This window comes from Enterovibrio nigricans DSM 22720 (assembly GCF_900167155.1).
Lineage (GTDB): Bacteria > Pseudomonadota > Gammaproteobacteria > Enterobacterales > Vibrionaceae > Enterovibrio > Enterovibrio nigricans.
This window is the reverse complement of the sequence record NZ_FUXU01000004.1, coordinates 90,263-114,894: the sequence shown is the minus strand read 5'-3', so window position 1 is coordinate 114,894 and position 24,632 is coordinate 90,263. Positions and strand designations below refer to the sequence as shown.

Below are 24,632 nucleotides of genomic sequence, written 5' to 3'. Positions count from 1 at the left end.
CATGGCAGGTACTTACAAAATTGCCGTTCTACCGGGCGACGGAATTGGCCCAGAAGTGATGCAGCAAGCACACAAAGTATTAGATGCGGTTTCTCACAAGTTTGATATTCAATTCGAAAAGCAAGAGTTCGACGTAGGCGGCATAGCCATTGATAACCATGGTTCGCCACTGCCAGACGCCACCTTAAAAGGCTGTGAGGCGTCTGATGCTGTTTTGTTTGGTTCTGTTGGCGGCCCGAAATGGGAGCACCTGCCACCGAACGAGCAACCTGAACGTGGTGCACTTTTGCCTTTGCGGAAGCACTTTCAGCTATTTTGTAACTTGCGCCCTGCACAAATTCACGCAGGTCTGGAAGCCTTCTCACCACTGCGTGCAGATATCTCCGAGCGTGGTTTTGACATCGTCGTGGTTCGCGAACTGACGGGTGGCATTTACTTCGGTCAACCCAAAGGCCGTGAAGGTTCAGGTCCAGAAGAGAAAGCGTTTGATACCGAGGTCTACTACCGCTACGAAATTGAACGTATTGCCCGTATCGCATTTGAATCTGCGCGTCTTCGCCGCAAGAAAGTGATGTCTGTTGACAAAGCCAACGTGCTGCAAAGCTCTATTCTATGGCGTGAAGTGGTGGAAGACATTGCGAAAGACTACCCCGATGTGGAGTTGTCACACATCTACATCGACAACGCGACCATGCAGTTAATCAAAGATCCTTCGCAGTTCGATGTGATGCTGTGTTCGAATATTTTTGGCGACATTATCTCTGACGAATGCGCAATGATCACAGGCTCGATGGGGATGCTGCCATCTGCCAGCCTGAATGACAGTAAATTCGGTATGTATGAGCCTGCCGGGGGTTCAGCACCTGATATCGCAGGCAAGAACATTGCCAACCCAGTGGCGCAGATCCTGTCAGCGGCTCTGATGCTACGTTACAGCTTGGGCGAAGAGGACGCTGCGCGTGCTATCGAGAACGCGGTGAGTAAAGCACTCGAAGCCGGCGAGCTAACCGCCGATCTGTCCGGCAACTCGACGCCACTAAGCACGTCCGAGATGGGCGACAAGATCGCCGCATATGTCAGCGAAGCATAAAAGCACCGGAAGCGAATAAACTAATTACAAGGAAGACATGGTAATGTCGGCAAAAACACTTTATGAAAAAGTCTACGATGCCCATGTGGTGGTAGAAGCTCCGGGGGAAACGCCGTTGCTGTATATCGACCGCCATTTGGTGCACGAAGTGACCTCTCCGCAGGCCTTTGATGGTTTGCGCCAAAATGGGAGACCTGTCCGTCAGGTTTCTAAAACCTTCGCCACCATGGATCACAACGTTTCTACCGAAACCAAAGACATCAACGCCTCCGGCGAGATGGCCAAGATCCAGATGGAAACACTGGCGAAAAACTGTGAAGAATTTGGTGTCACCCTTTACGACATCAACCACCCATTCCAAGGTATCGTTCACGTCATGGGCCCCGAGCTGGGGATTACCCTGCCGGGTACAACTATCGTTTGTGGTGACTCCCACACTGCCACTCACGGCGCGTTCGGTTCGCTGGCATTCGGTATCGGCACGTCGGAAGTTGAGCATGTTCTGGCTACCCAAACGCTGAAGCAAGGCCGCGCTAAGACCATGAAAATTGAGGTCAAAGGCAAGGTCGCTGACGGCGTAACGGCAAAAGACATCGTGCTGGCGATCATTGGCAAAGTCGGCCATGCAGGCGGTACAGGTTATGTGGTTGAGTTCTGCGGTCAGGCCATTGAAAATCTGACCATGGAAGGTCGAATGACCGTGTGTAACATGGCCATTGAACTAGGTGCAAAAGCTGGTCTTGTTGCGCCAGACCAAATCACCTTTGATTACCTTGAAGGCCGCAAGTTTGCGCCAACAGGCACGGACTGGGATGCGGCAGTCGAGTACTGGAAAACGCTCAAAACGGATGCAGACGCTGAATTTGATGCGGTAGTCACGTTGGAAGCCACAGACATCAACAATCAGGTAACGTGGGGCACTAACCCTGGTCAAGTTGTCGGTGTGAACGATGTGGTTCCGGCACCAGAGAGCTTTAGCGACCCGATTGAACGCCACTCTGCCGAGCGCGCGCTGAAATACATGGGCATTGAAGCAGGCCAGAAGATCACGGATATCGCCATCGACAAAGTGTTTATTGGCTCTTGCACCAACTCTCGCATTGAAGACATGCGTGCAGCGGCGGCAGTGGCGAAAGGCCGTAAAGTCGCATCGGGCGTTCAAGCGCTGGTTGTTCCTGGCTCTGAGCAAGTGAAAGCACAAGCGGAACAAGAAGGTCTGGACAAGATCTTTATCGACGCAGGTTTTGAATGGCGCCTGCCTGGCTGCTCAATGTGTCTGGCGATGAATAACGATCGCTTGGGGCCAAAAGAGCGCTGCGCATCCACCAGCAACCGTAACTTCGAAGGTCGTCAGGGCCGTGAAGGTCGTACGCACTTGGTGAGCCCAGCAATGGCGGCAGCCGCAGCCGTTGCCGGTCACTTCGTTGACGTAAACAGCTTTGATATTCAGAACGGCTAAGGAGTCACCATGTCAGGAATTAAACAACACAAAGGCTTGGTGGCACCGCTGGATGCGGCAAACGTCGATACCGACGCCATTATCCCTAAACAGTTTTTGCAAAAAGTCACCCGAATTGGCTTTGGTCAGCACCTGTTTCACGACTGGCGTTTTCTCGACGAAGCTGGCCAGCAGGACAATCCAGAGTTTGTACTGAACCTCCCACGCTATAAAGGCGCAAGTGTGTTATTGGCCCGTGAAAACTTCGGTTGTGGTTCATCACGCGAACACGCGCCGTGGGCACTGGCTGATTTTGGCTTTAAAGTGATGATCGCCCCGAGCTTTGCAGACATCTTCTACGGCAACTCCATCAATAACCAAATGGTGCCAGTGCGCCTGACCGAAGCGGAAGTTGATGAACTGTTTACGTTTGTGGAAGCCAATGAAGGCGCGGAGATCGCCTTGGATCTGGAAGCGCAAACCGTGACTGCAGGTGACAAGACGTATTCGTTCGAGATTGATGAGTTCCGTCGCCATTGCTTACTAAACGGTTTAGACAGCATCGGCTTGACACTTCAGCACGAAGCGAAAATTTCAGAGTACGAAGCGAAAATCCCACCGTTTCTTGCCTGATAGCAAATCTAATCTCGCTACTAAGCCGACTCAACGAGTCGGCTTTTTCTATGCTTAGAAGAGATTCTTGCCGCTAAGGAAGGCCGACCATGCGAATTCGCTTTCACATTTATACACTCGCGCTTCTATTTTTACTTCCCGTCACACAAAGCATGGCCAACACGGTGCTCGTCTTTGACCCACCGACGTCTAAAAATGACCGGCAGGCAAAAAGGTTAATAGAAAGCATTTCCAAAGATATGGTTCAGCTCGTCAATGCGGAAATGCCTGTCCCTGAAATCCTCACCATTCGTTATGGCAATCTTGACGGCCCATTGTTTGACCCTCAAACCCTGACTATCCAAATGCCGTACCAATTTGTGCATTATGCCAAGGAAAGATTCGACAGCGTGCCACCGTCTCAAGAAGACCTCACGTCAAACGAAGCAACAGAGGCGGCTGTGCTCCACACCTTGCTGCATGAATATGGCCATGCCTACCTCGCACTTTGGGATTTCCCTGCGCTAGGCAAAGAGGAAGATGCCGTCGATAATTTCGCCACACTCATGATGCTCCATTACTATAACGACGACATGGCTTATGCGGGCGTCGACCTGTTCGCCATTGAAGACATGGACACCGAATATTTCGACGATGTCGCGATGTGGGACGAGCACAGTTTAGACGGACAACGCTACGCCCAATCGCTTTGCCTGATCTATGGCAGTAACCCGAAGAAATATGCAGACATTATGGATGAAGACCTGATTGAAATGGAGCGCGACCAGTTTTGCCCTTATGAGTTTGAGCTTCAAACCAGAAACTGGATGCGCGTGATAGAGATGCTCAACGAAAACGAATAAAAATACCCACACCGCGGTCTACATATACATTCAGGGAAATATGAGTTATTTGATGATGTCTATTCGCACACTGTTACGTTCTGCGATTTTAGCCGCCATGATCTTTCCAGCCATTCTACACGCTGCACCGAAAAATGATTTATGGCCAATATGGGATCAAAGTAATGAAGCCAACGCAGTAACGTTTGACCACAATAAATGGCAACAAATACTCGACAAATATCTGATTGTTCGAGGCCAACACAACCTTTTTAACTACCCAGCGGTGACGCCTACTGACAAAGCCTTGCTCGATCAATACATCGTTGATCTCACGGCGTTAGACCCGAGAAATTACAACAAAGATGAGCAGTTTGCTTACTGGGTTAATCTCTACAATGCCCTAACAGTTCAACTGATACTCAATGAATACCCCATTAAATCGATCACCAAGCTCGGTGGTTTTTTAAGCTTTGGGCCTTGGGACGATGACGTGACCCGCATCGCCGGACAAACTTTAACCCTCAACGACATTGAACACCGCATATTGCGCCCTATCTGGAAGGATGAACGCATTCATTACGCGGTGAATTGCGCAAGTTTAGGCTGCCCAAATCTTGCAAAAACCGCGTTTACAGGGGAGAACATTACTTCCTTATTGGATGTCGTTGCCAAACAGTTCACCAACAGTGATAAAGGGGTGATGATCGAAGGAAACACCCTCACCCTTTCCTCCATTTATAAATGGTATGGCGTGGATTTTGGCAACAACGAACAGGCAATTTTAAAAGCGATTGATGCCCATCGTGATGGCCAAAAACTGCAAAGCTGGTCAGGGAAAATCAAATATGACTATGACTGGAAATTGAATCAACCCTAGTCGTATACACCCCGTTTTCTTTTACCTCTATTCTTTCTCAACAAAGGGCACACAACGTGCCCTTTGCTATATCTGGCTTCACGATTAGTTTACAATGCTGTCATCTCGTGGGGAGCTGACACTGTCGGCTGAGAATGCAAATGCTAAACCCATGGCTCAACCCCTGTTTGAGTCGAAACCTGAACCAGATAATGCTGGCGTAGGAATGAGATGTTGTAAGCAGACTGTTTACGACCCTCTCCTCTCGCCACACATTGACGTGAGGCAAAAATGAAATATTCCCTTTCAGCTCTGCTGGTTGCAACGACCATGATAGGTCCTGCAATGGCTGAGGAAAAAGACACATTGACGGTATACACCTACGACTCTTTCGCGGCAGATTGGGGCCCTGGCCCTGCGGTGAAAAAAGCGTTCGAAGAGCAATGCGGTTGCACGTTGAACCTTGTTGCATTGGAAGATGGTGTCACGATTTTGAACCGTCTGCGTTTGGAAGGGAAAAACAGTAAAGCTGACGTATTGTTGGGCATCGATACCAATTTGATGACAGAAGCGGAGAAAACCGGCCTTCTGGTACCACACAATGTTGATACCAAGGCGGTAACACTGCCTGACGGCTGGAACAACGACACCTTCATCCCCTACGACTACGGTTACTTTGCCTTTGTCTATGACAAAACGAAATTGGAAAATCCGCCGAAAAGTCTCAAAGAACTGGTAGAGAAGCGCGACGACATTTCCGTGATTTATCAAGATCCACGGACATCAACGCCAGGGCAAGGGTTAATGTTGTGGATGAAATCGGTCTATGGCGATGATGTATCACACGCATGGCAGCAGTTGGCCAAGAAAACTGTAACCGTCACTAAGGGATGGTCAGAAGCCTATAGCATGTTCTTGAACGGCGAGTCTGACATGGTGCTCTCTTACACCACTTCGCCTGCCTATCATTTGATTGCGGAAAAAAATCCAAACTACACCAGCGCAAACTTTGAAGAAGGCCACTACTTACAAGTAGAAGTCGCCGCCAAAGTAAAAAGCTCTGATAACCAAGCGTTAGCCGATGAGTTTATGCAGTTCATTTTAAGTGACGGATTCCAAAATGCGGTGCCAACAGGCCAGTGGATGTATCCGGTCACAAACGTCGCTTTACCTGGGGGGTTTGAAACCCTTTCAGTTCCCGTGAAAAGCCTGCAATTTCCCCCAGAAAAGGTGGCTGATAACCGTCGCAGCTGGATCCGTGAATGGCAATCGGCATTAGTAAACTAATCCATTCTGAGTGATAGAAAAACGTGCTGAATCCTTCTCGCACATGGCCGGGTGTTGTCTCGGCTTCCATTATCGCGGTGCTGATTGGCACCGCGTTGTTTTCATTGGTGATGCAAGCACCGACACTGGATGTATTGTCACTGTGGCATGACCCTTACCTCCAACACGTTACTCTGTTCAGTATCAAGCAGGCTTTTCTATCGACGTTGTTGTCTGTCGGTCTGGCCATTCCCGTCGCCCATGCGTTATCCCGTAGAACGTTTCCCGGTAAGAAGCTGTTGCTACGTCTCTTTTCGATGACATTAGTACTTCCTGTTCTGGTTGGCGTATTCGGTATTTTGGCAATTTACGGCAAGAGCGGCCTGCTCGCTGATTGGCTTCCCGAGCTCGGTTTATCTTGGGATGTCAGCATTTACGGGCTATCTGGCATCTTACTGGCGCACGTTTTCTTTAATTTGCCTTTCTCCGTGCAATTGTTAGTACAGGCACTCGATCAAATGCCGAGCGATCAGCAGCGTCTCGCCTATCAATTAGGCATGCGTGGCTGGCACCGGTTTCGATTGCTCGAATGGCCCTACATAAGACAGCAACTTCCCCATGCTATTGGGCTGGTTTTCATGCTTTGCTTCACCAGCTTCGCCACCGTGATGGCGCTAGGTGGTGGCCCCGGCGCCACCACGATTGAGTTAGCGATTTATCAAGCAATCCGTTTTGATTTCGACTTACAGACAGGCGCTATTCTTGCACTGTGGCAGTTGGTGCTTTGCGGCTTATTCCATATGGTTGCACAGCGTTTTTCTCGCCCAATATCGCAACAAGGAAAAGACAGCCATATTACGCTGCCCTTGAAGCTAGATAGCCTACATGAAAAAGTCTGGGACACGCTTTGGATTGGCGCAGCTCTGTTATTGGTGTTGCCTCCTTTGGCATCAGTGGTACTTAGCGGCCTAAATCCAAAAGCGATAGATGTGCTGACTCAACCAGCCCTTTGGCATGCAACGCTTAATTCACTGAAGATAGCGGCAGGTACCGCCCTCTGTGCTTTTGCACTAGGTAGCACCATTGTTTTGACCAGTCGTTTCTGGCGGCTTTCCGCAAGAACGCGGATGGCCGATGGCTTAGAGATGACGGCATCTTTGGTCTTGGTCGTTCCCAGTGTTGTCTTGGGTACTGGATTCTTTTTGATGCTGCGAGAACATATCGATGTGTTCAGCTCTCCATACTGGCTGGTGCTAACGGTAAATACGTTGATGGCATTGCCGTATATCGTCAAGGTACTCAGTCAACCCGCGTACCAGTTGGCGCAGCAATATCAGGGGCTTTGTAATAGCCTCGGCATCAAAGGTCTCAACAGGTTATCGCTGATTGAGTGGCGTGCACTTCGTGCGCCTATTGGTCGCGCATTGGCAATCAGCTTTGTTCTCTCAACGGGCGATCTAGGTGCAATTGCGCTTGTTGGCAGTCAAGATTTTCAAACCTTGCCGTTGTATCTCTTCCACTTGGTTGGAAGCTATCAAATGGAGGCCGGCGCGGCAGCCGCACTTGTTCTCTTTGGCTTGAGCCTTGGCAGTTATGCCTTAATAGAAACTGTTATCGCGAGGAAGCGTCATGCTTAACGTCAGTGATTTGTCTTATCAGTACCAGACAGAAGCGCTGTCTTTTACCTTTACTGCAGAGGCTGGTTCCATCACGGCAATACTAGGACCGAGTGGAGCAGGCAAGAGCACACTCCTCACCTTACTATGTGGTCTCCTATCACCGAGCAAGGGAAAAGTGACGTTCAATGGTGAGGCGTTCACAGACAAACCTGCTCACGAACGGCCGCTTTCGGTGCTTTTCCAAGAACATAACCTGTTCAGCCACCTGAGTGCTTTTGACAATATAGCGTTGGGGATCTCACCACGTTTGTCCTTAACAACCGCGGATAAAACACGTATTAAGCTGTCGGCTGAAGCGGTTGGACTTGACGCTTATCTCGACCGCTTGCCCGGGCAACTCTCTGGGGGACAAAAGCAACGCGTCGCATTGGCCAGATGCTTGGTTCGAGACCGCCCATTGCTGCTATTAGATGAACCATTTTCAGCATTAGACCCTTCGCTTCGAAAAGAAATGCTCTCTCAAGTAAAACAGCTTGCACAACAATTCGGGTCCACCATCCTAATGGTGACGCACCACCCAGAAGATGCCGTGGCGATTGCAGACAAAGTGCTTATCATTGACAATGGAACCGTTGCACATTACATTGATATTTCAGAACTTAATGTGAAAAATGAAACGATAAAAACGTATCTATCCTAGCGATAAAATGCGCAATTGTGACAAACATTGCGCATCAATCAACCGCATCTATACTTGTTCTTAAGACATTCATATCAAAAGAGAGATGCGATTGTGACTGTTACCAGTATTGATGTGCTGGACTCAGTGGTAGACATTACTGCACAAACAGAGTCCGATACCATTTCTGAAAGCCTGATCACCACCGTTCTTCAGCTCACACCGGCAAATCAGGTTTTGGTGTTGGACTATAACCCTGAGACTTCGCCCGAGTTTCTGGTTGTTGCTTGCTCCGACATTTTTCTCTACGAAGAAGAGAAAGATGCCATTGAGCGAGTGCTTCGTGATTGCATTGCAACGGGTGAAAATGTCGTTGAGTATTGTAAAACTGAGAACCAGTCTTTGCTCGCTGTGCCCGTGCGCTATGGAGAGAAAGATGAGATTCACGGTGTGGTTTTTTGCAAGACAGACCAACTTAAAGGCGATGAAGTTCAGCTCATTGAGGGGCTTGCGCGGATCTACGAAAATTATCAGAAAATCATTTCTGCCAGTGAGCGAGATGGTTTAACAGGCCTCTATAACCGCAAGGTGCTGACCACTAAAATTGACCTCTTGCTTGACCGTTTTTTGATCCAAGGCAGCAGCATCACAGACGACCCTAGCCATCATCACTGGGTCTGTATCTTCGACATCGATCACTTCAAGCTCATCAATGATGCTCTGGGTCATGTGTTTGGTGATGAAGTCATTTTACTTATCACGGCGCTGATGAAAAAAGCCTTCAACGAAGAAGACATCCTCTTCCGCTATGGCGGGGATGAATTTGTTGTCATCATGCACCCTCAATCGCGTGAAGAAGTGGAAAAGACCATCCGCCACTTTATTGAAAGTGTTAATGAACGCGATTATGGTCAAGCCAAAGACGTGTCAATCTCCATGGGGGCGGCATCCATCAACGATCAGGAACTGAATGCTATTACCGTGTTAGGTTTTGCCGACCAGGCGTTGTATAAAGCCAAACAAAACGGTCGCAACCAAGTGGCATTCTATGAAGATCTTATCGCGACAGGTGAACTGCAATCGCTCGTTCCCGAAGACGATGTGGAGCTTTTCTAAATAATTGCAACATTTGCGTGCTTCAACCATTTTGGAGTGCGCGAATTTGCGATGATGGTTGCAAATTAACACAAATCAACATATTGACAAAAAACCACTTTTCCATTTCCAACACACCCCCTGCTTGCGTATAATCTCCCGACAGAAAATCTAGACAGGTTGGTCAATCGAGTTTTAAGTATATGCCAAGCACCCGCCAGTTCACCGCAATATCATTGACGTTGCTATCTTTTATATTCCCCTTCTCATCAATGGCCGAAGAAAAGCCTTTGATCGTTACTGGATCATCCACTTGGCAGCCATTCTCCTTTATAAATAAAGAGGGTGACGCTGACGGCATCATGGTCGATTATTGGCAACTCTACGCCAAAGCGAACAACCTAGATGTGCAATTCAACCTCCTCCCCTGGAGTGAATCATTAACGTATGTCGCAAACACAGACAACGTAGTGCATGGTGGCTTAGGCTACACAGGTACGCGTGCCGAGACGTTGGCGTTTTCACGTGAACTTCCACTCAAACGCTACAACGTGAGCCTTTTTGTACAAAAAGACCTACCTTTTGATGACCTGAATTTGCTCGACTCTGCCGTCGTGGGTACCGTAAAAGAAAGTACTAAGCATGCTTTTTTGATGTCGCGAATCCCAGAAGAAAACATCAAACTATTCCCTACGTTTGGCTCGCTCAATGATGCCGCTTATAAAGGCGATGTTGATATCTTCATCGACGACTTTAGTACTGCCTTATACGATATGCGCCACACCGGCAATGCTGGGCAATTTACTGCAAGGCGAAAACTCTACTCTTTCCCTCTTCACTTTGCGGTTAACAAAGGCTCTCAAAACAGTCTGGCTGATATCGAACAGGGTCTCGATAAGATTGCTCCTGATGATATACAAGCCATCTACGATAAATGGCTGCCACAGAATAAACTGCACTCGGCCTTGCCTTGGCTGAACAAGCATGCACAACTCAGCATACTGATCGGCTCCATGCTGATCATGGTGTTGGGCTTGCTCTCCTATCGAAAATTGCTAAGAAGCCGAACCGAAGAGCTAAAAAGTGCGGTTGAAGCACTCAAATCGTCAGAAGAGCGTCTGGAGTGTGTGGTGCAAAGTGACACGCTGACCGGTGCAAAAACACGCCATCAGTTTTATACCCTGATGGCAGATAAACGTTTTTCACCTTCGCCGTATGTGGTTGCCGTGTTGGACATTGATAGCTTGAAACAGATCAATGAAAGCTTCGGTCAAGACGTGGGTGATATGGCATTGAGACATCTCACCAAGCTGATCCGTCTTCAATTTAGCGACAGTACCGTTATCGCACGTCTGGGCGGCGGCGAATTTGCAGTATTGTTTGACCTAACCGAAAGCACTCAGGCAATGAAGCGTATTCGACAATTAAAAAAGGTGTTGCAGCTTAGTCACTTGCATATTGATCAACAAATCATTCCCGTCACATTCAGCGAAGGAATCGCATGCTACCCGTATGACGGTGAAGACGGGGAGACACTGGTCACAATTGCAACCACCAGAATGCGAGCAAATAAGCCCTACAGTACGGTCAATAACACAGATAATGATGCTAACGTCACTGAACGGCGTTGGGCGTAAAAATACAAAAGGGCAGCCAACACGTGGCTGCCCTTAACATTGTTACCATCCTCGTTAGAGGTTTTCTTCAGCAAACTCTGCAAGACGACTACGTACAACCCCATTTAGGTACACGCACGCGCTACCTTCAAAATTCTTAAATCTTTCCACGATGTAAGTAAGCCCTGACGTCACCGGTGTCAGGTATGGGCTGTCAATTTGCGCTAAGTTACCAGAACAGACGATTTTGGTTCCTTCCCCACAGCGCGTAATGATGGTTTTCAATTGCGAGGCAGTGAGGTTCTGACACTCATCCAATATGACAAACGCATCCTGAATAGAACGACCACGCATAAAGTTGATGGATTTAAACTGGATATTGGCTTTGTCCATGATGTACCGCATTGAGCCATCGGCACATTCATCGTTTTTATGCAGGGCTTCCAATGTATCGGTTACCGCCCCGAGCCACGGCAGCATCTTCTCTTCTTCCGTGCCAGGCAAGAAGCCAATAGATTCGGCAATCTCCGGCGTGTTTCGCGTCACGATGATTTTGTCATACATCCCTTTTTCAACCACTTGCTCAAGCGCTGCCGCCATCGCAAGGATTGTTTTCCCGCACCCTGCAGGTCCGGTAAGAATGACCAAATCGACATTAGGATCCAACAACGCATCCATCGCCATGCCCTGATAAATATTCTTAGGGCGCACCCCCCAAGCCTCTCGGTGCATCAAACGTTCACGACTGATATCTTTTAGATGAAGTTTGTCCGCGTCTAGGCCAACAACACGCCCGGCAAACTCATCACTTTCATCAAGAATGTATTGGTTAACAAAGGTGTTATCAATCATGTTTCTAGGCATAGTGTGGAGCGTAGAACGCCCACTATTTTGTGATTCAACTTGCCCAACTTGATCCCAAAAGCTGCCGTCAAAGACTTGGAAGCCTTTGGTCAGTAACCGGACATCATCAATCAGCTGGTCAGTGCGGTAATCTTCGACGTAACGCACGCCTGCCCCTTTGGCACGCAAACGCATATTGATGTCTTTTGTCACCAACACCACGGTGCGTGGCGAACGCTTCGCCTGAAGGTACAGCACCGCGTTAAGGATTCGGTTGTCGCCCGCTTTATCCGCAAATGCTTGCACCGTTTCTTTTATTTCAAAGTCAGCGAGTATGGAGACCGTTCCTGTACTGCCCTCCTTACCCACAACGATACCTTCCGTAATTTGATCTGGCGTTGCGTCTTTGAAAATATCTTCCAGCGCACGAATAGCCACACGTGCATCACGGGCGATATCACGTTTGCTGTCTTTAATTCTGTCGAGTTCTTCGAGGACAGTCATCGGGATGACGACGTCATGTTCTTGAAAGGAATAGATAGCCAAAGGTTCATGAAGCAGGATGTTAGTATCCAGCACAAAGAATTTCCGTTCGGCGTCGCCCATAGGCACCTCCTTGGTTGCTTAGGCTGAGTGAGTTCCCCCACGTGGCCCTAATGACTGTGACGTATGTCGATACGACACAGTTATCGGGCTTCATTCTTAATCCTAAGACAAATTTCAGTCTTAACGTGTTGTCTACTCCACATTTTCATCAATTTGTTACCCATATGTTACACTCGCCATTTTTCCTACTTTGACCGTGACCACGTTCACAACTTCAAGTACCATTAGCAACCATTTTCTCCGTGCTCATGATGACCTACACTGTAGTTCTCGAACGGGTACGTTAGGGCTATTGCCCCGAAAGCCACACGGCTTATTTCCAATTTGTGTCAGCTTTAACCAGAGGTTTCTCCCCATATGTCATACGCCCTCGGACAACGTTGGATCAGTGATGCTGAAAGCGACTTAGGTCTGGGTACAGTTGTTGCCCTCGACGCTCGCACTGTAACGCTGATGTTTCCTGCCAGCGAAGAAAACCGCCTGTACGCGCGCAGCGATGCGCCGATTACACGCGTGATGTTCAACGTGGGTGACACCATTGAAAGCCACGAAGGCTGGTTTATCACTGTTACCCATGTTGATGAAGATAATGGCATTCTGACCTACGTTGGCCAACGCACCGATACGGGTGAAGACAACGTCATACTTCGCGAAATCCTGCTGAGTCACCAAATTCGCTTCAATAAACCACAAGACAAACTGTTCGCTGGCCAAATCGACCGAATGGATCGTTTCGCGCTTCGCTATCGCGCTCTGAAAAATCAGTACGAACAACATAAGAGTCCGATGCGAGGTCTATGTGGTATGCGTGCTGGTCTGATCCCGCATCAGCTTTTCATTGCGCACGAAGTGGGCCGCCGACACGCTCCGCGCGTTTTACTGGCAGACGAAGTGGGTCTGGGTAAAACCATTGAAGCCGGTATGATCATTCACCAACAAGTGCTGTCAGGTCGTGCTTCTCGCGTATTGGTTGTCGTACCTGAAACCTTGCAACACCAATGGCTGGTCGAAATGCTTCGTCGCTTCAATTTGCATTTCTCCATTTTTGACGAAGAGCGTTGTGTTGAAGCATTTGCCGATGCAGAAAACCCATTCGATACCGCGCAATTGGTGCTTTGTTCTTTGGACTTCTTGCGTAAAAGCCGTAAACGCGCTGAACAAGCTGCGGACGGTGAGTGGGATCTTCTGGTTGTCGATGAAGCTCACCACCTTGAGTGGAGCGAGTCAAAAGCGAGCCGTGAATATCAGGTTATTGAGGGTATTGCAGAGAACACCCCAGCAGTACTGCTACTGACAGCGACGCCAGAGCAGTTAGGCCACGAAAGCCACTTTGCACGCCTACGTTTGCTGGACCCTGATCGCTTCTACGATTACCCAACGTTTGTCGAAGAAGAAAAGCAATATGCCCCCGTCGCTGAGGCGGTAAGCCAACTGCTGTCTGATGAGAAGCTCAGCAATGATGCAAAAAACAGCATCACTGAGTTGCTGTCAGAGCAAGATGTTGAACCTTTGCTGCGCATCATCGAAGCGACCGATATCGATGACGATCAACGTCGCGACGCACGCCATGAGTTGATTGATAACCTAATGGATCGTCACGGAACTGGCCGCGTGCTGTTCCGTAATACACGCGCAGCAATCCAAGGCTTCCCTCAACGTCATTTGAACCTGTACCCACTGGCACTGCCTTCGCAATACCAAACGGCAATGCGCGTTGCAGGGATCATGGGGGGTGGCAATCAAAGCCTTGAACAAAAAGCAGTTCAATGGCTATACCCAGAAGATATTTACCAACAATTTGAAGGCGAAGACGCCACCTGGTGGGGCTTCGACCCGCGTATTGATTGGTTGTTGGATCTCCTAAAATCCAACCGCCAGGAAAAAGTACTGGTGATCTGTTCTCGCGCCCAGACTGCGCTGGCTCTAGAGCAAGCGCTGCGCGAACGTGAAGGTATCCGTGGTACCGTATTTCACGAAGGCATGTCTATTATTGAGCGAGATAAAGCAGCTGCTTACTTCGCACAAGAAGACGCAGGGGCTCAGGTATTGATCTGTTCTGAAATTGGTTCTGAAGGTCGTAACTTCCAGTTTGCAAACCAACTGGTGATGTTCGATTTGCCAATGAACCCTGACTTGCTGGAGCAACGTATCGGCCGTCTCGACCGAATCGGTCAACAACGAGATATCGAAATTCACGTTCCTTTCATGCAAGGCACGTCACAATCACTGCTAGCTCGCTGGTACAACGAAGGTCTGAATGCGTTTGAAGAAACCTGCCCTACCGGGCGTGCCATCTTCGAACACGTTCAGGAAGACCTGCTTCAACTATTAGCCAAAGGCAGCATTGATGAGTCATTGGATGCACTGATTGAAACCAGCGCTGAAATGCATCACCGTTTGAAAGCTGACCTAGAGAAAGGCCGTGACCGCCTGCTGGAAATGCACTCTAACGGTGGTGACGACGCGAAAGCTCTGGCCGAGAAAATCAGTTCACTCGACGGTGACACCAATTTGGTTACGTTTGCGCTAGGCCTATTCGACACCATTGGTCTGAATCAGGATGATAAAGGCGAAAATGCCATAGTGGTCACGCCGTCAGAGCACATGTTGGTATCAAGCTACCCAGGCTTACCTTATGAAGGTTGTACCATCACGTTTGACCGCGACACTGCGCTGTCTCGTGAAGACTTGCACTTTGTCAGCTGGGAACACCCAATGATCCAAGGTGGTATTGACCTACTCTTGTCAGAAAACGTGGGCACCACGGCAGTGTCATTGCTGAAGAACAAAGCGTTGCCAGTCGGAACCTTATTCCTTGAGCTCGTGTACGTGGCTGATGCGCAGGCACCAAAGAGTTCAGGTATTCACCAATTCTTACCAGCCACGCCAATTCGCGTGCTGTTGGACGCGAATGGCAATGACTTGGCAGCACAAGTCGAATTCGACAGTTTCCATCGTCAACTGAGCCCAGTAAACCGTCATTTGGCGAGCAAACTGGTATCCTCAGTGCAAAAGCAAATTCACGGATTAATCGAATTGTCCGAACCTTTTGCTGAGAAACAGTTAGTGACTATTCGAGAAACGGCTGAAGCAGAAATGACCGCAAAATTGCGCGCAGAGCTTGACCGTCTGCAAGCACTAAAAGCCGTCAATCCGAACATCCGCGATGACGAGTTAGAAGCTATCGAATCCCAAATAGGCGAACTGCGTAACTACATTGGTCAAGCGCAAATCAGCTTGGATTCACTGCGTGTTATCGTTGTTAGCCACCAATAACCTTTACACCATCTAGGTACAACAAAGGCACTGCTTCGGCGGTGCCTTTCTTTTTCAGACTTCAATTTCAGATTTGGCATGCTACACTTCCGCCCGTCTAACTTTCGAGCAAAAAAATGAGCAGCGACTTTATCTACAACCCGCCAACGGAGCCTTGGTTGGATGTTATTTATCAGGACGACGACATCATTGCAGTCAACAAACCCAGCGGCCTTTTGACAAACCCAGGCCGAGATCCGGCGCATTATGACAGCGCATGGTCTCGCATTAAAAGTGCGTTTCCCGATGCTGAGTTAGTACACCGTCTTGATATGTCTACCTCAGGGTTGATTGTCTTTGGAAAGCATAAAGATGCTGAACGTCATCTCAAGGCACAATTTCGCGAACGTGTGACGCATAAACTTTATTATGCGCGCGTATGGGGCAACGTGGAGCAGGATGAAGGTCGCATAGACTTACCACTCATTTGTGACTGGCCGAATCGACCAAAACAAATGGTGTGTTTTGAGAATGGTAAACCTTCGGTCACTGACTATGAAGTCATCAAGCGTGAGAAGAAAACCTCTTTAGTGCGTTTACTGCCAATCACAGGCCGTTCACACCAGCTACGCGTACATATGTTGTCGCTGGAACACCCGATTGTAGGCGATGAATTCTATGCGTATCCTCAAGCCTTCAGGTATTCGCCCCGCCTCCAACTTCATGCTGGCGAGCTTAGTTTTTTACATCCAGGAACCGGTGAGCCGATGCATCTCGCTGCACCGTGTGAATTTTATGCGGGAGCCCCGGGCGACACGTTATTGCAACGCGGTATTGTGGCTGATGCGAGCCTAATGCCAGAAGAAAAACCTCGTCGCCGACGCAGATAAAATCGAAAATAACACAATCTGAAGATGCCTCTCGCAGAGGGTTTTGTTCGACCATTCATCTTCAGGTTGTTACAGTACAGTGGCCGAAAAAAGGAAGTCCGCCATGGAAAAAATAGTCTTTCTGGATAGAGCCACGATCCCAGCTCACATTACCCTCCCTACTCCTGACTTTGAGCATACCTGGCTCAGTTTCGATGAAACACATCCCGACGAGGTGTTGGATCGTCTTGCTGATGCGACCATTGCTATCACCAACAAAACGGTTTTATCCGCAGATACACTGGCCAAATTACCTAACCTTAAACTCATTGCCATTGCTGCTACGGGCTATAACAATGTTGATCTAGACTGGTGTCACGAGCAAGGCTTAGCGGTCTGCAACATTCGCGGCTATGCGACACAATCGGTACCAGAACATGTGATGGCGATGGCGTTTTCCCTTCGCCGAAGCCTCAGTGCCTATCATCGAGATATTGAACTTGGTGTTTGGCAGGAAAAGAACCAATTTTGTTTTTTCACTCACCCGATTGGTGATATTGCCGGTGCCACGTTGGGCATTATCGGCGGAGGCAGTCTGGGCAAGGCTGTCGCTATGCTTGCATCCGCGGTGGGTATGAAGGTCGTGTTTGCCGAACATAAGCACGCGGATACACCAAGAGATGGCTATGTGCCGTTTGAAACCGTGCTTGAAACCGCCGATGTCATTACGCTGCACTGCCCGTTAAATGCACAGACTGAAAATCTCATCGGTGCAGCTGAGTTTTCTGCAATGAAATCCAGCGCTATTTTGATCAATACTGGTCGCGGCGGACTGGTTGACGAGCAGGCGCTGGTTAATGCTATCAAGAACGGCGAGATTGCAGGCGCAGGCGTGGACGTGTTCACTCAAGAACCCGCAAATCACACCAACCCACTGCTGTCACATGCAGGGATGCCAAACCTGATTTTGACCCCACATGTTGCTTGGGGCGCAGACTCCAGCATCCAAACCTTGGCAAACCAACTCACAGAAAACATCAATGCCTTTATTCAAGGCAAGGCTCAAAATACGCTTTGAGCCTGAATGCCTGATAAAGCAGGGCTATTTATAGCCCTTTTCTTTTTTCACCAGATCATACGCGGCCTGAATTTCTTGCGCTTTCTGCTTGGCAATTTCCATCATCTCAGGAGGCAAACCCTTCGCGGCCAATTTGTCCGGATGATGCTCATTCATCAGCTTGCGATAGGCTCGCTTCACTGTTTGGCTATTGGCATCCTCATCGACACCCAAGATTTTAAACGCATCCTTCACGCGTGACGCAGAGAAGTCTCCCTGCCAATGCTGTTGCTGACCTGCATTGCCTTGCTGCTGATAAAAGTTAAATGCCGCTTCCTGCATCGCTAAACGTTGATCCAGCTGCTGGCGCGAAAACCCAAGAATACTGGCAACGGTATAAAGCACCTGTCTCTCATTCGGGTGAACAGATCCATCGGCATACGCCGCCTGAATTTGCACTTCCAAAAAAAACTGGAGCAAATCGAATCGACCGCCGCAATTTTTGCGCACTTCTTGCAAAGTTTCTTCCAACGGAAACGTGCTTTCTTTACCCTCTCGAAATGCGTCTTGGGCCGCTAAGCGTGCAGCCCCTTGCAATCCCATGCGATCCATTAAATTGGACGCAAGGCGAATCTCATTTTCAGTGACTTTGCCTTTCGCTTTCGCGATATGTCCCATCACTGCAAAGGTGGCACGAAAATACGCTTGTTGCTTTTCTTGTTGGTTTCCTCGGGAAAAGCCCCCTCCCAACGCCGCATTTTGACGCGCTTTGTCGAACTTATGCCCTAAATACAAGCCTAATGCTAAGCCAAACCATTTACCGAGCAGGAAGCCAAAGAATGCCCCCAGCACTTTTCCCAAAACTGCCATGTTTCTTACTCTATTTGTTTAATTTCTCTCGTTTACACCAGCAAGCAGGTGCTGTCAGGGATGAATTGCATTATCATAACCCACATTTTTCAGCAATATTTGCTAGGACACAGCGCAAGAGTATACCAGCGCTTCGTACCAACAACAGGATTGAGTTTTAATGTCACTGACTGCCAGAAGTTTTTTGTCCACTATGATTTGGCTTGCTTTATATGGCCAAGCAGTAGCGGGTGAAACAAATGTCGCACAGGGCAACCCCAATGCCTTGGAGATCCCCAAAGGAACCTGTCTTGCGCCTGAGTATCGCTGTCTAACCAAAGACGAGCAGTCAGACGACGTTAATAATGCGCCTATCACGATTGTGGCAGACTCAGCTGAAGCCAAAGCAAATGAAAAGTCCATTTATCGCGGCGATGTTGTTGTAAAACAAGGCCACCGCACCGTACGAGCCGATGAGGCAACTCTTCGCCAGCCCGAGAATATCGTCACTGCTGAAGGCAATGTTTATTACCATGATGGCGACATCGCAATCAAAGGTAAAACCTTACAAACCAACTTAGACAATGAAGATACCACACTCACTGACATCAATTACCAGATGATGTGCGAGCCCGGTCGTGGTGAAGCCAAGCGTGTCTTTAAAAACGGTACGACCTTCTATGAATTAGAAGATGGTACTTACACCACCTGCCCAGAGAAAGACGACAGCTGGCGATTTGTTGCAGGCAAAATAGAAAAAGAAGACAGCGACATTTTTGCCGACCTCTACAACGCGCGCTTTGAGGTGTTAGATACTCCCATTTTCTACCTCCCTTATCTTCGCGTGCCAGTAGAGGATGGTCGTTTAACCGGCTTTCTCTACCCATCAGTGAGCTGGAACGACAGTGATGGTTTTGAGCTGGAAACCCCGTTTTATTGGAATATCCACCCGCAAGCGGACATGCTGATCACGCCAAAATACATGTCTAATCGTGGCCTGTTTATGGCGCTAGAACCTCGCTATTTAACCAAAGCGGGCGCGGGTAGCATGGTCATGGAGTACATGGGAGAAGATCGACTTTATCCAGAATATGATAAAAGCTGGGGCTTCAATTGGCGCCACAGCGGCATTCAAGACCATTGGAAATATGACGTTGATTACAGCAAAGTCAGTGACATCAGCTATTTCTCCCGTCACACAGACTCACGGGTAGGTAGCAGAGAGGACAATACCCTGTTGCAAACCGGGGAGGTGTCTTATCGCGACATCAACTGGGACAGCACACTGTCAGTGCGAAACTTCCAAGCATTGAGTGAAAATACCTCGGTGTATCGACTGCTGCCCCAGTTAGCCATGAACTATTACCACCAAGATCTCGCTTATGGCTTTGATTTTAAGATGCCATTTGCAGTGAGTAAATTCGCGACCGATGATGACAGCAAACCCGACGCACTACGCGTAAACATTGCCCCGACGTTTGTGCTGCCATACAACCTACCATGGTTGAGTGCATCAGCCGAAGGTAAGCTCTATTATACCTACTACGACCAATCTAACATTGATGGCGTAACCGGTATAAACGGTGAAAAGTTGGAAGAGACCGTGTCGCGTGTCGTGCCAATGGCGAAGCTTCACGCGGCCGTCACGCTGGAACGAAATGGCACCATTTTTAATGAGGCTTACACGCAAACCCTCGAACCGCAAGTCCAGTATTTGTACATTCACGATGTTGACCAAAGTGGAATCTATAACCCCGTGAACTATGCGGGCGGCGGTTATGACACCGCACGTTTACAAACAGATTACTACGGGTTGTTTCGCGCCAACCAGTTCAGCAGTATCGACTACATCAACCCAGCAAATCAGTTTACCGTGGGTGCGGCAACACGCTTTTTTGATGATGGGTTTAAAGAACGCTTTAACATCGCGTTTGGTCAGATTTACTATCTCGACCGACCTGACAATCAGGGCGATACGCTGGTCGATTATTCTGCTTGGGCAGTCGAAAGTGAATTGAACCTGTACGATAACTTCTTTGTTCGAGGTTCAGTCGAGTACGACAGTAATATCAGTAACATGCAGTTTGGTAATGCTACGGTCGAATACCGTAAAAACAGCTTCTTTGCACAAACCAGTTACCGCTACGTGGCAAAAAATTACATTGCCAGCACCACGGGTAACGAAGATTTGGATCAGATCACGGAAGACGGTATATCCCAACTGGGCTTTGTTACTGGCTTTCCTCTGACAAAAAACATCAGTGTACAAGGTCAGTACTTCCACGATTTGACGCAAGATCTGTTGTTAGAAAATCAGTTCGGTATTACCTATACCTCGGCGTGTTGGGCGATAGGTTTGAGCTACAACAAATACCTGATGTCACGCAGTAACATTAATGACCCAGCTCAATATGATAACAATATCTCCTTGTCTTTCAGTCTCCTAGGACTTGGAGCTGGCGCAGGATTTGGCTATAGCTCAGCGAACGGAAATGCATTGGGTTACACCAACCCGTTTGGTCTAAGAAATTAATTGGAAACTTGGAATTGCAAATGAATAAATGGACGAAAGCAGTACTGGCGGTGGCAATCTCTGCCAGCTCGTTATCTGTCTCTGCAGAACCGACCGAATTGGATCGTGTCGTCACGGTCGTGAACGAAGGCGTGGTGCTTTCTAGTGACATCAATAATTTGAAGAAAACCGTGGCCTTGAATGCAAAAGCTGACACTTTGCCACCACAAGATGTTTTAGAACAACAAATTCTAGATCAGCTCATCATTGAAGAACTTCAGCTTCAAGAAGCGCAGCGAATGGGAATTCGTATCGATGACTCTCGCTTAGAACAAGCCATTGCAGGGGTCGCAAAAGACAAAAACCTATCTGTTGATGCACTAAGAAGCCAACTAAAACAAAATGGCATCACTTGGGCAGATTATCGCGAGCAAATTCGCAGAGAGATGACCATCGGTGAAGTACGCAATATTCAGGTACGCCGTCGAATCAGTATTTTGCCACAAGAAGTGGAATCATTGGCGGCTGAGCTGAATGCTCAAAATCTGGAAAAAGTGGAGTATCACTTAAAACACATTCAACTACGCGTTGATGAAGATGCCGATAAATCCCAACGCGATGGTACGCTCGCTAAAGCCAACGCACTCGTGACTGAACTGAAACATGGTAAAAGCTTCGCTGCCTTGGCATTGGCCAACTCAAAAGGGCCTAAAGCGCTGGACGGTGGCGATTGGGGATGGATGCGTCTAGAAGAAATGCCGACCATTTTCGCCGACCAAATAGGTAATAAGGGCAAAGGCGCCATTATTGGTCCATTCCGCAGCGGCGTTGGTTATCACATTCTGAAAATTGATGACGTTAAAGGCCTTCAGTCTGTTGCTGTCACCGAAGTGAAAGCGCGTCATATCCTGATTAAGCCATCTATTATTGTCAGTGATGAGGGGGCGAAACGTCAGCTCAATCAAATGATTGAACAAATAAAAAATGGCGACAAAACCTTCGCTGAGCTGGCACAACTTTACAGTGCAGACCCAGGCTCTGCGGTAAAAGGTGGTGATTTAGGCTGGCAAACAACGGACCTTTATGTTCCTGAGTTCAAAGATAAAGTAGACAATTTGCCCGAAGGGCAAATCAGCGAACCATTTAAAACCGTTCATGGTTGGCATATTGTTGAAGTTGAAGATCGCCGCCAGGCTGACCGTACAGATGCAGCAATGCAAAACCGCGCATACCGCATTTTGCTTAATCGTAAGTTCAACGAAGAAGCACAAGCTTGGCTTCAAGAGCTACGAGCAGGTGCCTATGTTGAACAGGTAGGTAATCTTGATGATAACAGTTAAGCCACAACGTATCGCAATCACGCCAGGGGAGCCTGCGGGAATTGGTCCGGACTTAGTGTTAAGTCTGGCCAACGAAAATTGGCCGCATCAGTTAGTCGTTTGCGGAAACAAAAGCATGCTTTCCGCACGCGCAAAACTGCTCGGCATCGATGTCCGTTTTGAAGACTACGATCGAGATGCTGAACCGAAAGCCCATGAAGCAGGAGTGCTGGTTGTTTGTGACGAGCCTTTAGGCGCAGATGTGACTGCAGGTACTCTCAATGAGGCCAATGGTCGCTACGTTCTGAACACACTGACGCGTGCCGCCGAAGGAAATATGCAAGGCGAGTTTGCTGCGGTTGTGACAGGCCCTGTCCATAAAGGCGTAATTAACCGTTCTGGCGTATCATTTAGCGGGCATACAGAGTATTTTCAGCACCACGCCAATGTTCAACAAGTGGTGATGATGCTCGCCACCGAAGGGCTACGTGTTGCGCTCGTCACCACACATATTCCTCTCGCTTATGTGTCAAAAGCCATCACGGAAGAACGTTTATTTCAGGTGATTGAAATCCTGAATGAAGACTTGAAGTCCAAATTCGGTATTAAAAAACCTAAAATATATGTGTGTGGCTTAAATCCCCACGCAGGCGAAGATGGCTGCTTAGGCCGAGAGGAAATTGAAGTCATTGAACCTGCTTTAGAAAAACTGAGAGAATGCGGCATGAACCTGATTGGTCCACTGCCTGCAGATACTCTCTTCCAAGAGAAATACCTAAAAGACGCAGATGCGGTACTCGCGATGTATCACGATCAAGGGCTGCCTGTGTTAAAATTCAAGGGATTTGGAAAGTCGGTCAACATTACGCTTGGCTTACCTTTCATCCGAACTTCTGTAGATCATGGTACCGCATTGGATTTAGCAGGCACCGGAACGGCGGATACTGGAAGCCTGCGGACCGCGCTATCCCACGCCATCGAGTTAGTAGATAAAAAAGCATGAGCGATAATGTCCACTTAGGTCACCGCGCCCGTAAGCGTTTTGGCCAGAACTTCCTGAACGACCCGTACATCATTGACGGTATCGTATCTGCCATTAACCCATTACCAGGTGAAAACTTGGTTGAAATTGGTCCAGGTCTTGGTGCCTTGACCGAGCCTGTCGCACGCGAAGTTGATAAACTAAGCGTGGTTGAACTTGACCGCGATTTGGCAGAGCGACTGCGCCATCACCCACAGTTGGCTGACAAGTTGACCATCTATGAAGGCGATGCGATGAAATTCGATTTCACGCAACTGGCTTCAGATGAAAATCCACTGCGTATTTTTGGTAACCTGCCATACAACGTGTCTACGCCTTTGATGTTCCACCTCTTCACCTTTGCAGGCGCAGTGAAAGACATGCACTTCATGCTGCAAAAAGAAGTGGTTAATCGTCTTGCTGCTGGGCCAAACAGTAAAGCTTACGGCCGTCTGACCGTCATGGCTCAGTACTACTGTAAAGTCGTGCCAGTGTTAGAGGTGCCACCAAGCGCATTCACACCAGCCCCAAAAGTCGACTCCGCAGTGGTGCGCCTTATCCCGCACAAAGAGCTGCCTCACCCAACAACCAGCCTGAAATGGCTTGAGCGTGTTTGCCGTGAAGGTTTCAACCAACGTCGTAAAACCGTGCGCAACTGCTATAAATCATTAGTGGCCGTTGAAACACTGGAATTGTTGGGTATTGACCCTTCTGTGCGCCCGGAAAGTCTGACGCTGGCACAATTTGTGGCACTCGCAAACTGGATGGATGCTAACCACAAATAAGAGAAGGAAACGCGACAAGGATGTTAATAAACAAATTTACGGTTCGAGTGCTGACACATTATGTAGCAGAACAATCTGAGCCGGATAAAAAGCGTTACGTTTTCTCATACACGATCACTATTGAAAACAATAGTGATCGTGAAGCTCAGTTGCTACGCAGAAAATGGCTGGTTACCGATGCAAACGGAAAAAAACTGGTCATCGAAGGCGAAGGCGTCGTAGGTGAGCAACCACTTATCGAATCTGGCGAAGAATACACATACACCAGTGGTACTGTTCTAGAAACGCCAGTGGGTGTTATGCAAGGTTTCTACACCATGCTCGGACCTATCGAAAAAGAATTCGACATCGAAGTCGCGCCTTTCCGTCTCGCGATGCCCAACATTTTTCATTAATATCA

20 protein-coding genes are annotated in these 24,632 nt (G+C 48.4%); 18 read left to right on the top strand and 2 right to left on the bottom strand.

Annotation, left to right across the window (positions count from 1 at the left end):
• The first annotated feature begins 1 nt into the window (after position 1).
• From leuB to B5D35_RS02800, 10 genes are all read left to right on the top strand, one after another.
• Complete coding sequence (gene leuB / locus B5D35_RS02845) at positions 2 to 1,090, top strand: 3-isopropylmalate dehydrogenase (protein WP_078751093.1); 1,089 nt, start codon at positions 2 to 4, stop codon at positions 1,088 to 1,090.
• A 43-nt stretch (positions 1,091 to 1,133) separates the two neighbouring features.
• Positions 1,134 to 2,549, top strand: a complete 1,416-nt coding sequence (leuC, locus tag B5D35_RS02840) for a 3-isopropylmalate dehydratase large subunit (protein ID WP_078751092.1) — start codon at positions 1,134 to 1,136, stop codon at positions 2,547 to 2,549.
• Positions 2,550 to 2,558: 9 nt separating this feature from the next.
• Complete coding sequence (gene leuD, locus B5D35_RS02835; RefSeq protein ID WP_078751091.1) at positions 2,559 to 3,161, top strand: 3-isopropylmalate dehydratase small subunit; 603 nt, start codon at positions 2,559 to 2,561, stop codon at positions 3,159 to 3,161.
• A gap of 89 nt (positions 3,162 to 3,250) precedes the next feature.
• Positions 3,251 to 4,003 (top strand): DUF4344 domain-containing metallopeptidase, encoded by a 753-nt coding sequence (locus B5D35_RS02830; protein WP_078751090.1) that lies wholly within the window; start codon positions 3,251 to 3,253, stop codon positions 4,001 to 4,003.
• Between the two features lie 70 nt (positions 4,004 to 4,073).
• Positions 4,074 to 4,862, top strand: a complete 789-nt coding sequence (locus B5D35_RS02825; protein ID WP_244556490.1) for a DUF547 domain-containing protein — start codon at positions 4,074 to 4,076, stop codon at positions 4,860 to 4,862.
• Positions 4,863 to 5,132: 270 nt separating this feature from the next.
• Positions 5,133 to 6,128, top strand: coding sequence for a thiamine ABC transporter substrate binding subunit (gene thiB, locus B5D35_RS02820; RefSeq protein ID WP_078751089.1), 996 nt, complete (start codon positions 5,133 to 5,135; stop codon positions 6,126 to 6,128).
• Between the two features lie 23 nt (positions 6,129 to 6,151).
• Positions 6,152 to 7,744, top strand: a complete 1,593-nt coding sequence (thiP, locus tag B5D35_RS02815; protein WP_078751088.1) for a thiamine/thiamine pyrophosphate ABC transporter permease — start codon at positions 6,152 to 6,154, stop codon at positions 7,742 to 7,744.
• Entirely contained in the window at positions 7,737 to 8,426 is a 690-nt protein-coding gene (thiQ, locus tag B5D35_RS02810; RefSeq protein WP_078751087.1) for a thiamine ABC transporter ATP-binding protein, read from the top strand. The genes thiP and thiQ overlap by 8 nt, the downstream gene beginning before the upstream one ends.
• A 93-nt stretch (positions 8,427 to 8,519) precedes the next feature.
• Complete coding sequence (locus tag B5D35_RS02805; RefSeq protein WP_078751086.1) at positions 8,520 to 9,521, top strand: GGDEF domain-containing protein; 1,002 nt, start codon at positions 8,520 to 8,522, stop codon at positions 9,519 to 9,521.
• 182 nt (positions 9,522 to 9,703) lie between these two features.
• On the top strand, positions 9,704 to 11,137 hold the full coding sequence (locus tag B5D35_RS02800) for a GGDEF domain-containing protein (protein ID WP_078751085.1): 1,434 nt from the start codon (positions 9,704 to 9,706) through the stop codon (positions 11,135 to 11,137).
• Positions 11,138 to 11,191: 54 nt separating this feature from the next.
• Here B5D35_RS02800 and B5D35_RS02795 read toward each other — a convergent pair whose 3' ends face one another.
• Positions 11,192 to 12,565 (bottom strand): PhoH family protein, encoded by a 1,374-nt coding sequence (locus B5D35_RS02795; protein ID WP_078751084.1) that lies wholly within the window; start codon positions 12,563 to 12,565, stop codon positions 11,192 to 11,194.
• 357 nt (positions 12,566 to 12,922) lie between these two features.
• Here B5D35_RS02795 and rapA point away from each other — a divergent pair, with 357 nt between their 5' ends.
• The 3 genes from rapA to B5D35_RS02780 all read left to right on the top strand — a co-directional run bounded on the left by rapA (position 12,923) and on the right by B5D35_RS02780 (position 17,767).
• Complete coding sequence (rapA, locus tag B5D35_RS02790; RefSeq protein ID WP_078751083.1) at positions 12,923 to 15,841, top strand: RNA polymerase-associated protein RapA; 2,919 nt, start codon at positions 12,923 to 12,925, stop codon at positions 15,839 to 15,841.
• A gap of 116 nt (positions 15,842 to 15,957) precedes the next feature.
• On the top strand, positions 15,958 to 16,710 hold the full coding sequence (rluA, locus tag B5D35_RS02785; RefSeq protein ID WP_078751082.1) for a bifunctional tRNA pseudouridine(32) synthase/23S rRNA pseudouridine(746) synthase RluA: 753 nt from the start codon (positions 15,958 to 15,960) through the stop codon (positions 16,708 to 16,710).
• Between the two features lie 103 nt (positions 16,711 to 16,813).
• The gene (locus B5D35_RS02780; protein WP_078751081.1) at positions 16,814 to 17,767 is read left to right on the top strand and encodes a D-2-hydroxyacid dehydrogenase; all 954 of its coding nucleotides are present in this window, start codon (positions 16,814 to 16,816) and stop codon (positions 17,765 to 17,767) included.
• Between the two features lie 24 nt (positions 17,768 to 17,791).
• On the opposite strand, the gene djlA is transcribed toward B5D35_RS02780, so the two are convergent.
• Entirely contained in the window at positions 17,792 to 18,616 is an 825-nt protein-coding gene (djlA, locus tag B5D35_RS02775) for a co-chaperone DjlA (protein ID WP_078751080.1), read from the bottom strand.
• 160 nt (positions 18,617 to 18,776) lie between these two features.
• Here djlA and lptD point away from each other — a divergent pair, with 160 nt between their 5' ends.
• Genes lptD through apaG form a run of 5 tightly spaced genes read left to right on the top strand, consistent with a single transcriptional unit; the run spans position 18,777 to position 24,627 of the window.
• Positions 18,777 to 21,128 carry an LPS assembly protein LptD gene (gene lptD / locus B5D35_RS02770; RefSeq protein ID WP_078751079.1) on the top strand — a complete coding sequence of 784 codons (2,352 nt, stop codon included), beginning with the start codon at positions 18,777 to 18,779 and terminating at the stop codon, positions 21,126 to 21,128.
• A 20-nt stretch (positions 21,129 to 21,148) separates the two neighbouring features.
• A complete protein-coding gene (gene surA, locus B5D35_RS02765; protein ID WP_078751078.1) occupies positions 21,149 to 22,447 on the top strand; it encodes a peptidylprolyl isomerase SurA in 1,299 nt (432 codons plus the stop codon).
• Positions 22,434 to 23,429, top strand: a complete 996-nt coding sequence (gene pdxA, locus B5D35_RS02760; protein ID WP_078751077.1) for a 4-hydroxythreonine-4-phosphate dehydrogenase PdxA — start codon at positions 22,434 to 22,436, stop codon at positions 23,427 to 23,429. Before surA ends, pdxA begins: the two co-directional genes overlap by 14 nt.
• Positions 23,426 to 24,232, top strand: a complete 807-nt coding sequence (gene rsmA / locus B5D35_RS02755) for a 16S rRNA (adenine(1518)-N(6)/adenine(1519)-N(6))-dimethyltransferase RsmA (RefSeq protein WP_078751076.1) — start codon at positions 23,426 to 23,428, stop codon at positions 24,230 to 24,232. The genes pdxA and rsmA overlap by 4 nt, the downstream gene beginning before the upstream one ends.
• Before the next feature lie 20 nt (positions 24,233 to 24,252).
• Positions 24,253 to 24,627, top strand: a complete 375-nt coding sequence (apaG, locus tag B5D35_RS02750) for a Co2+/Mg2+ efflux protein ApaG (RefSeq protein ID WP_078751075.1) — start codon at positions 24,253 to 24,255, stop codon at positions 24,625 to 24,627.
• The last annotated feature ends 5 nt before the right edge of the window (positions 24,628 to 24,632 follow it).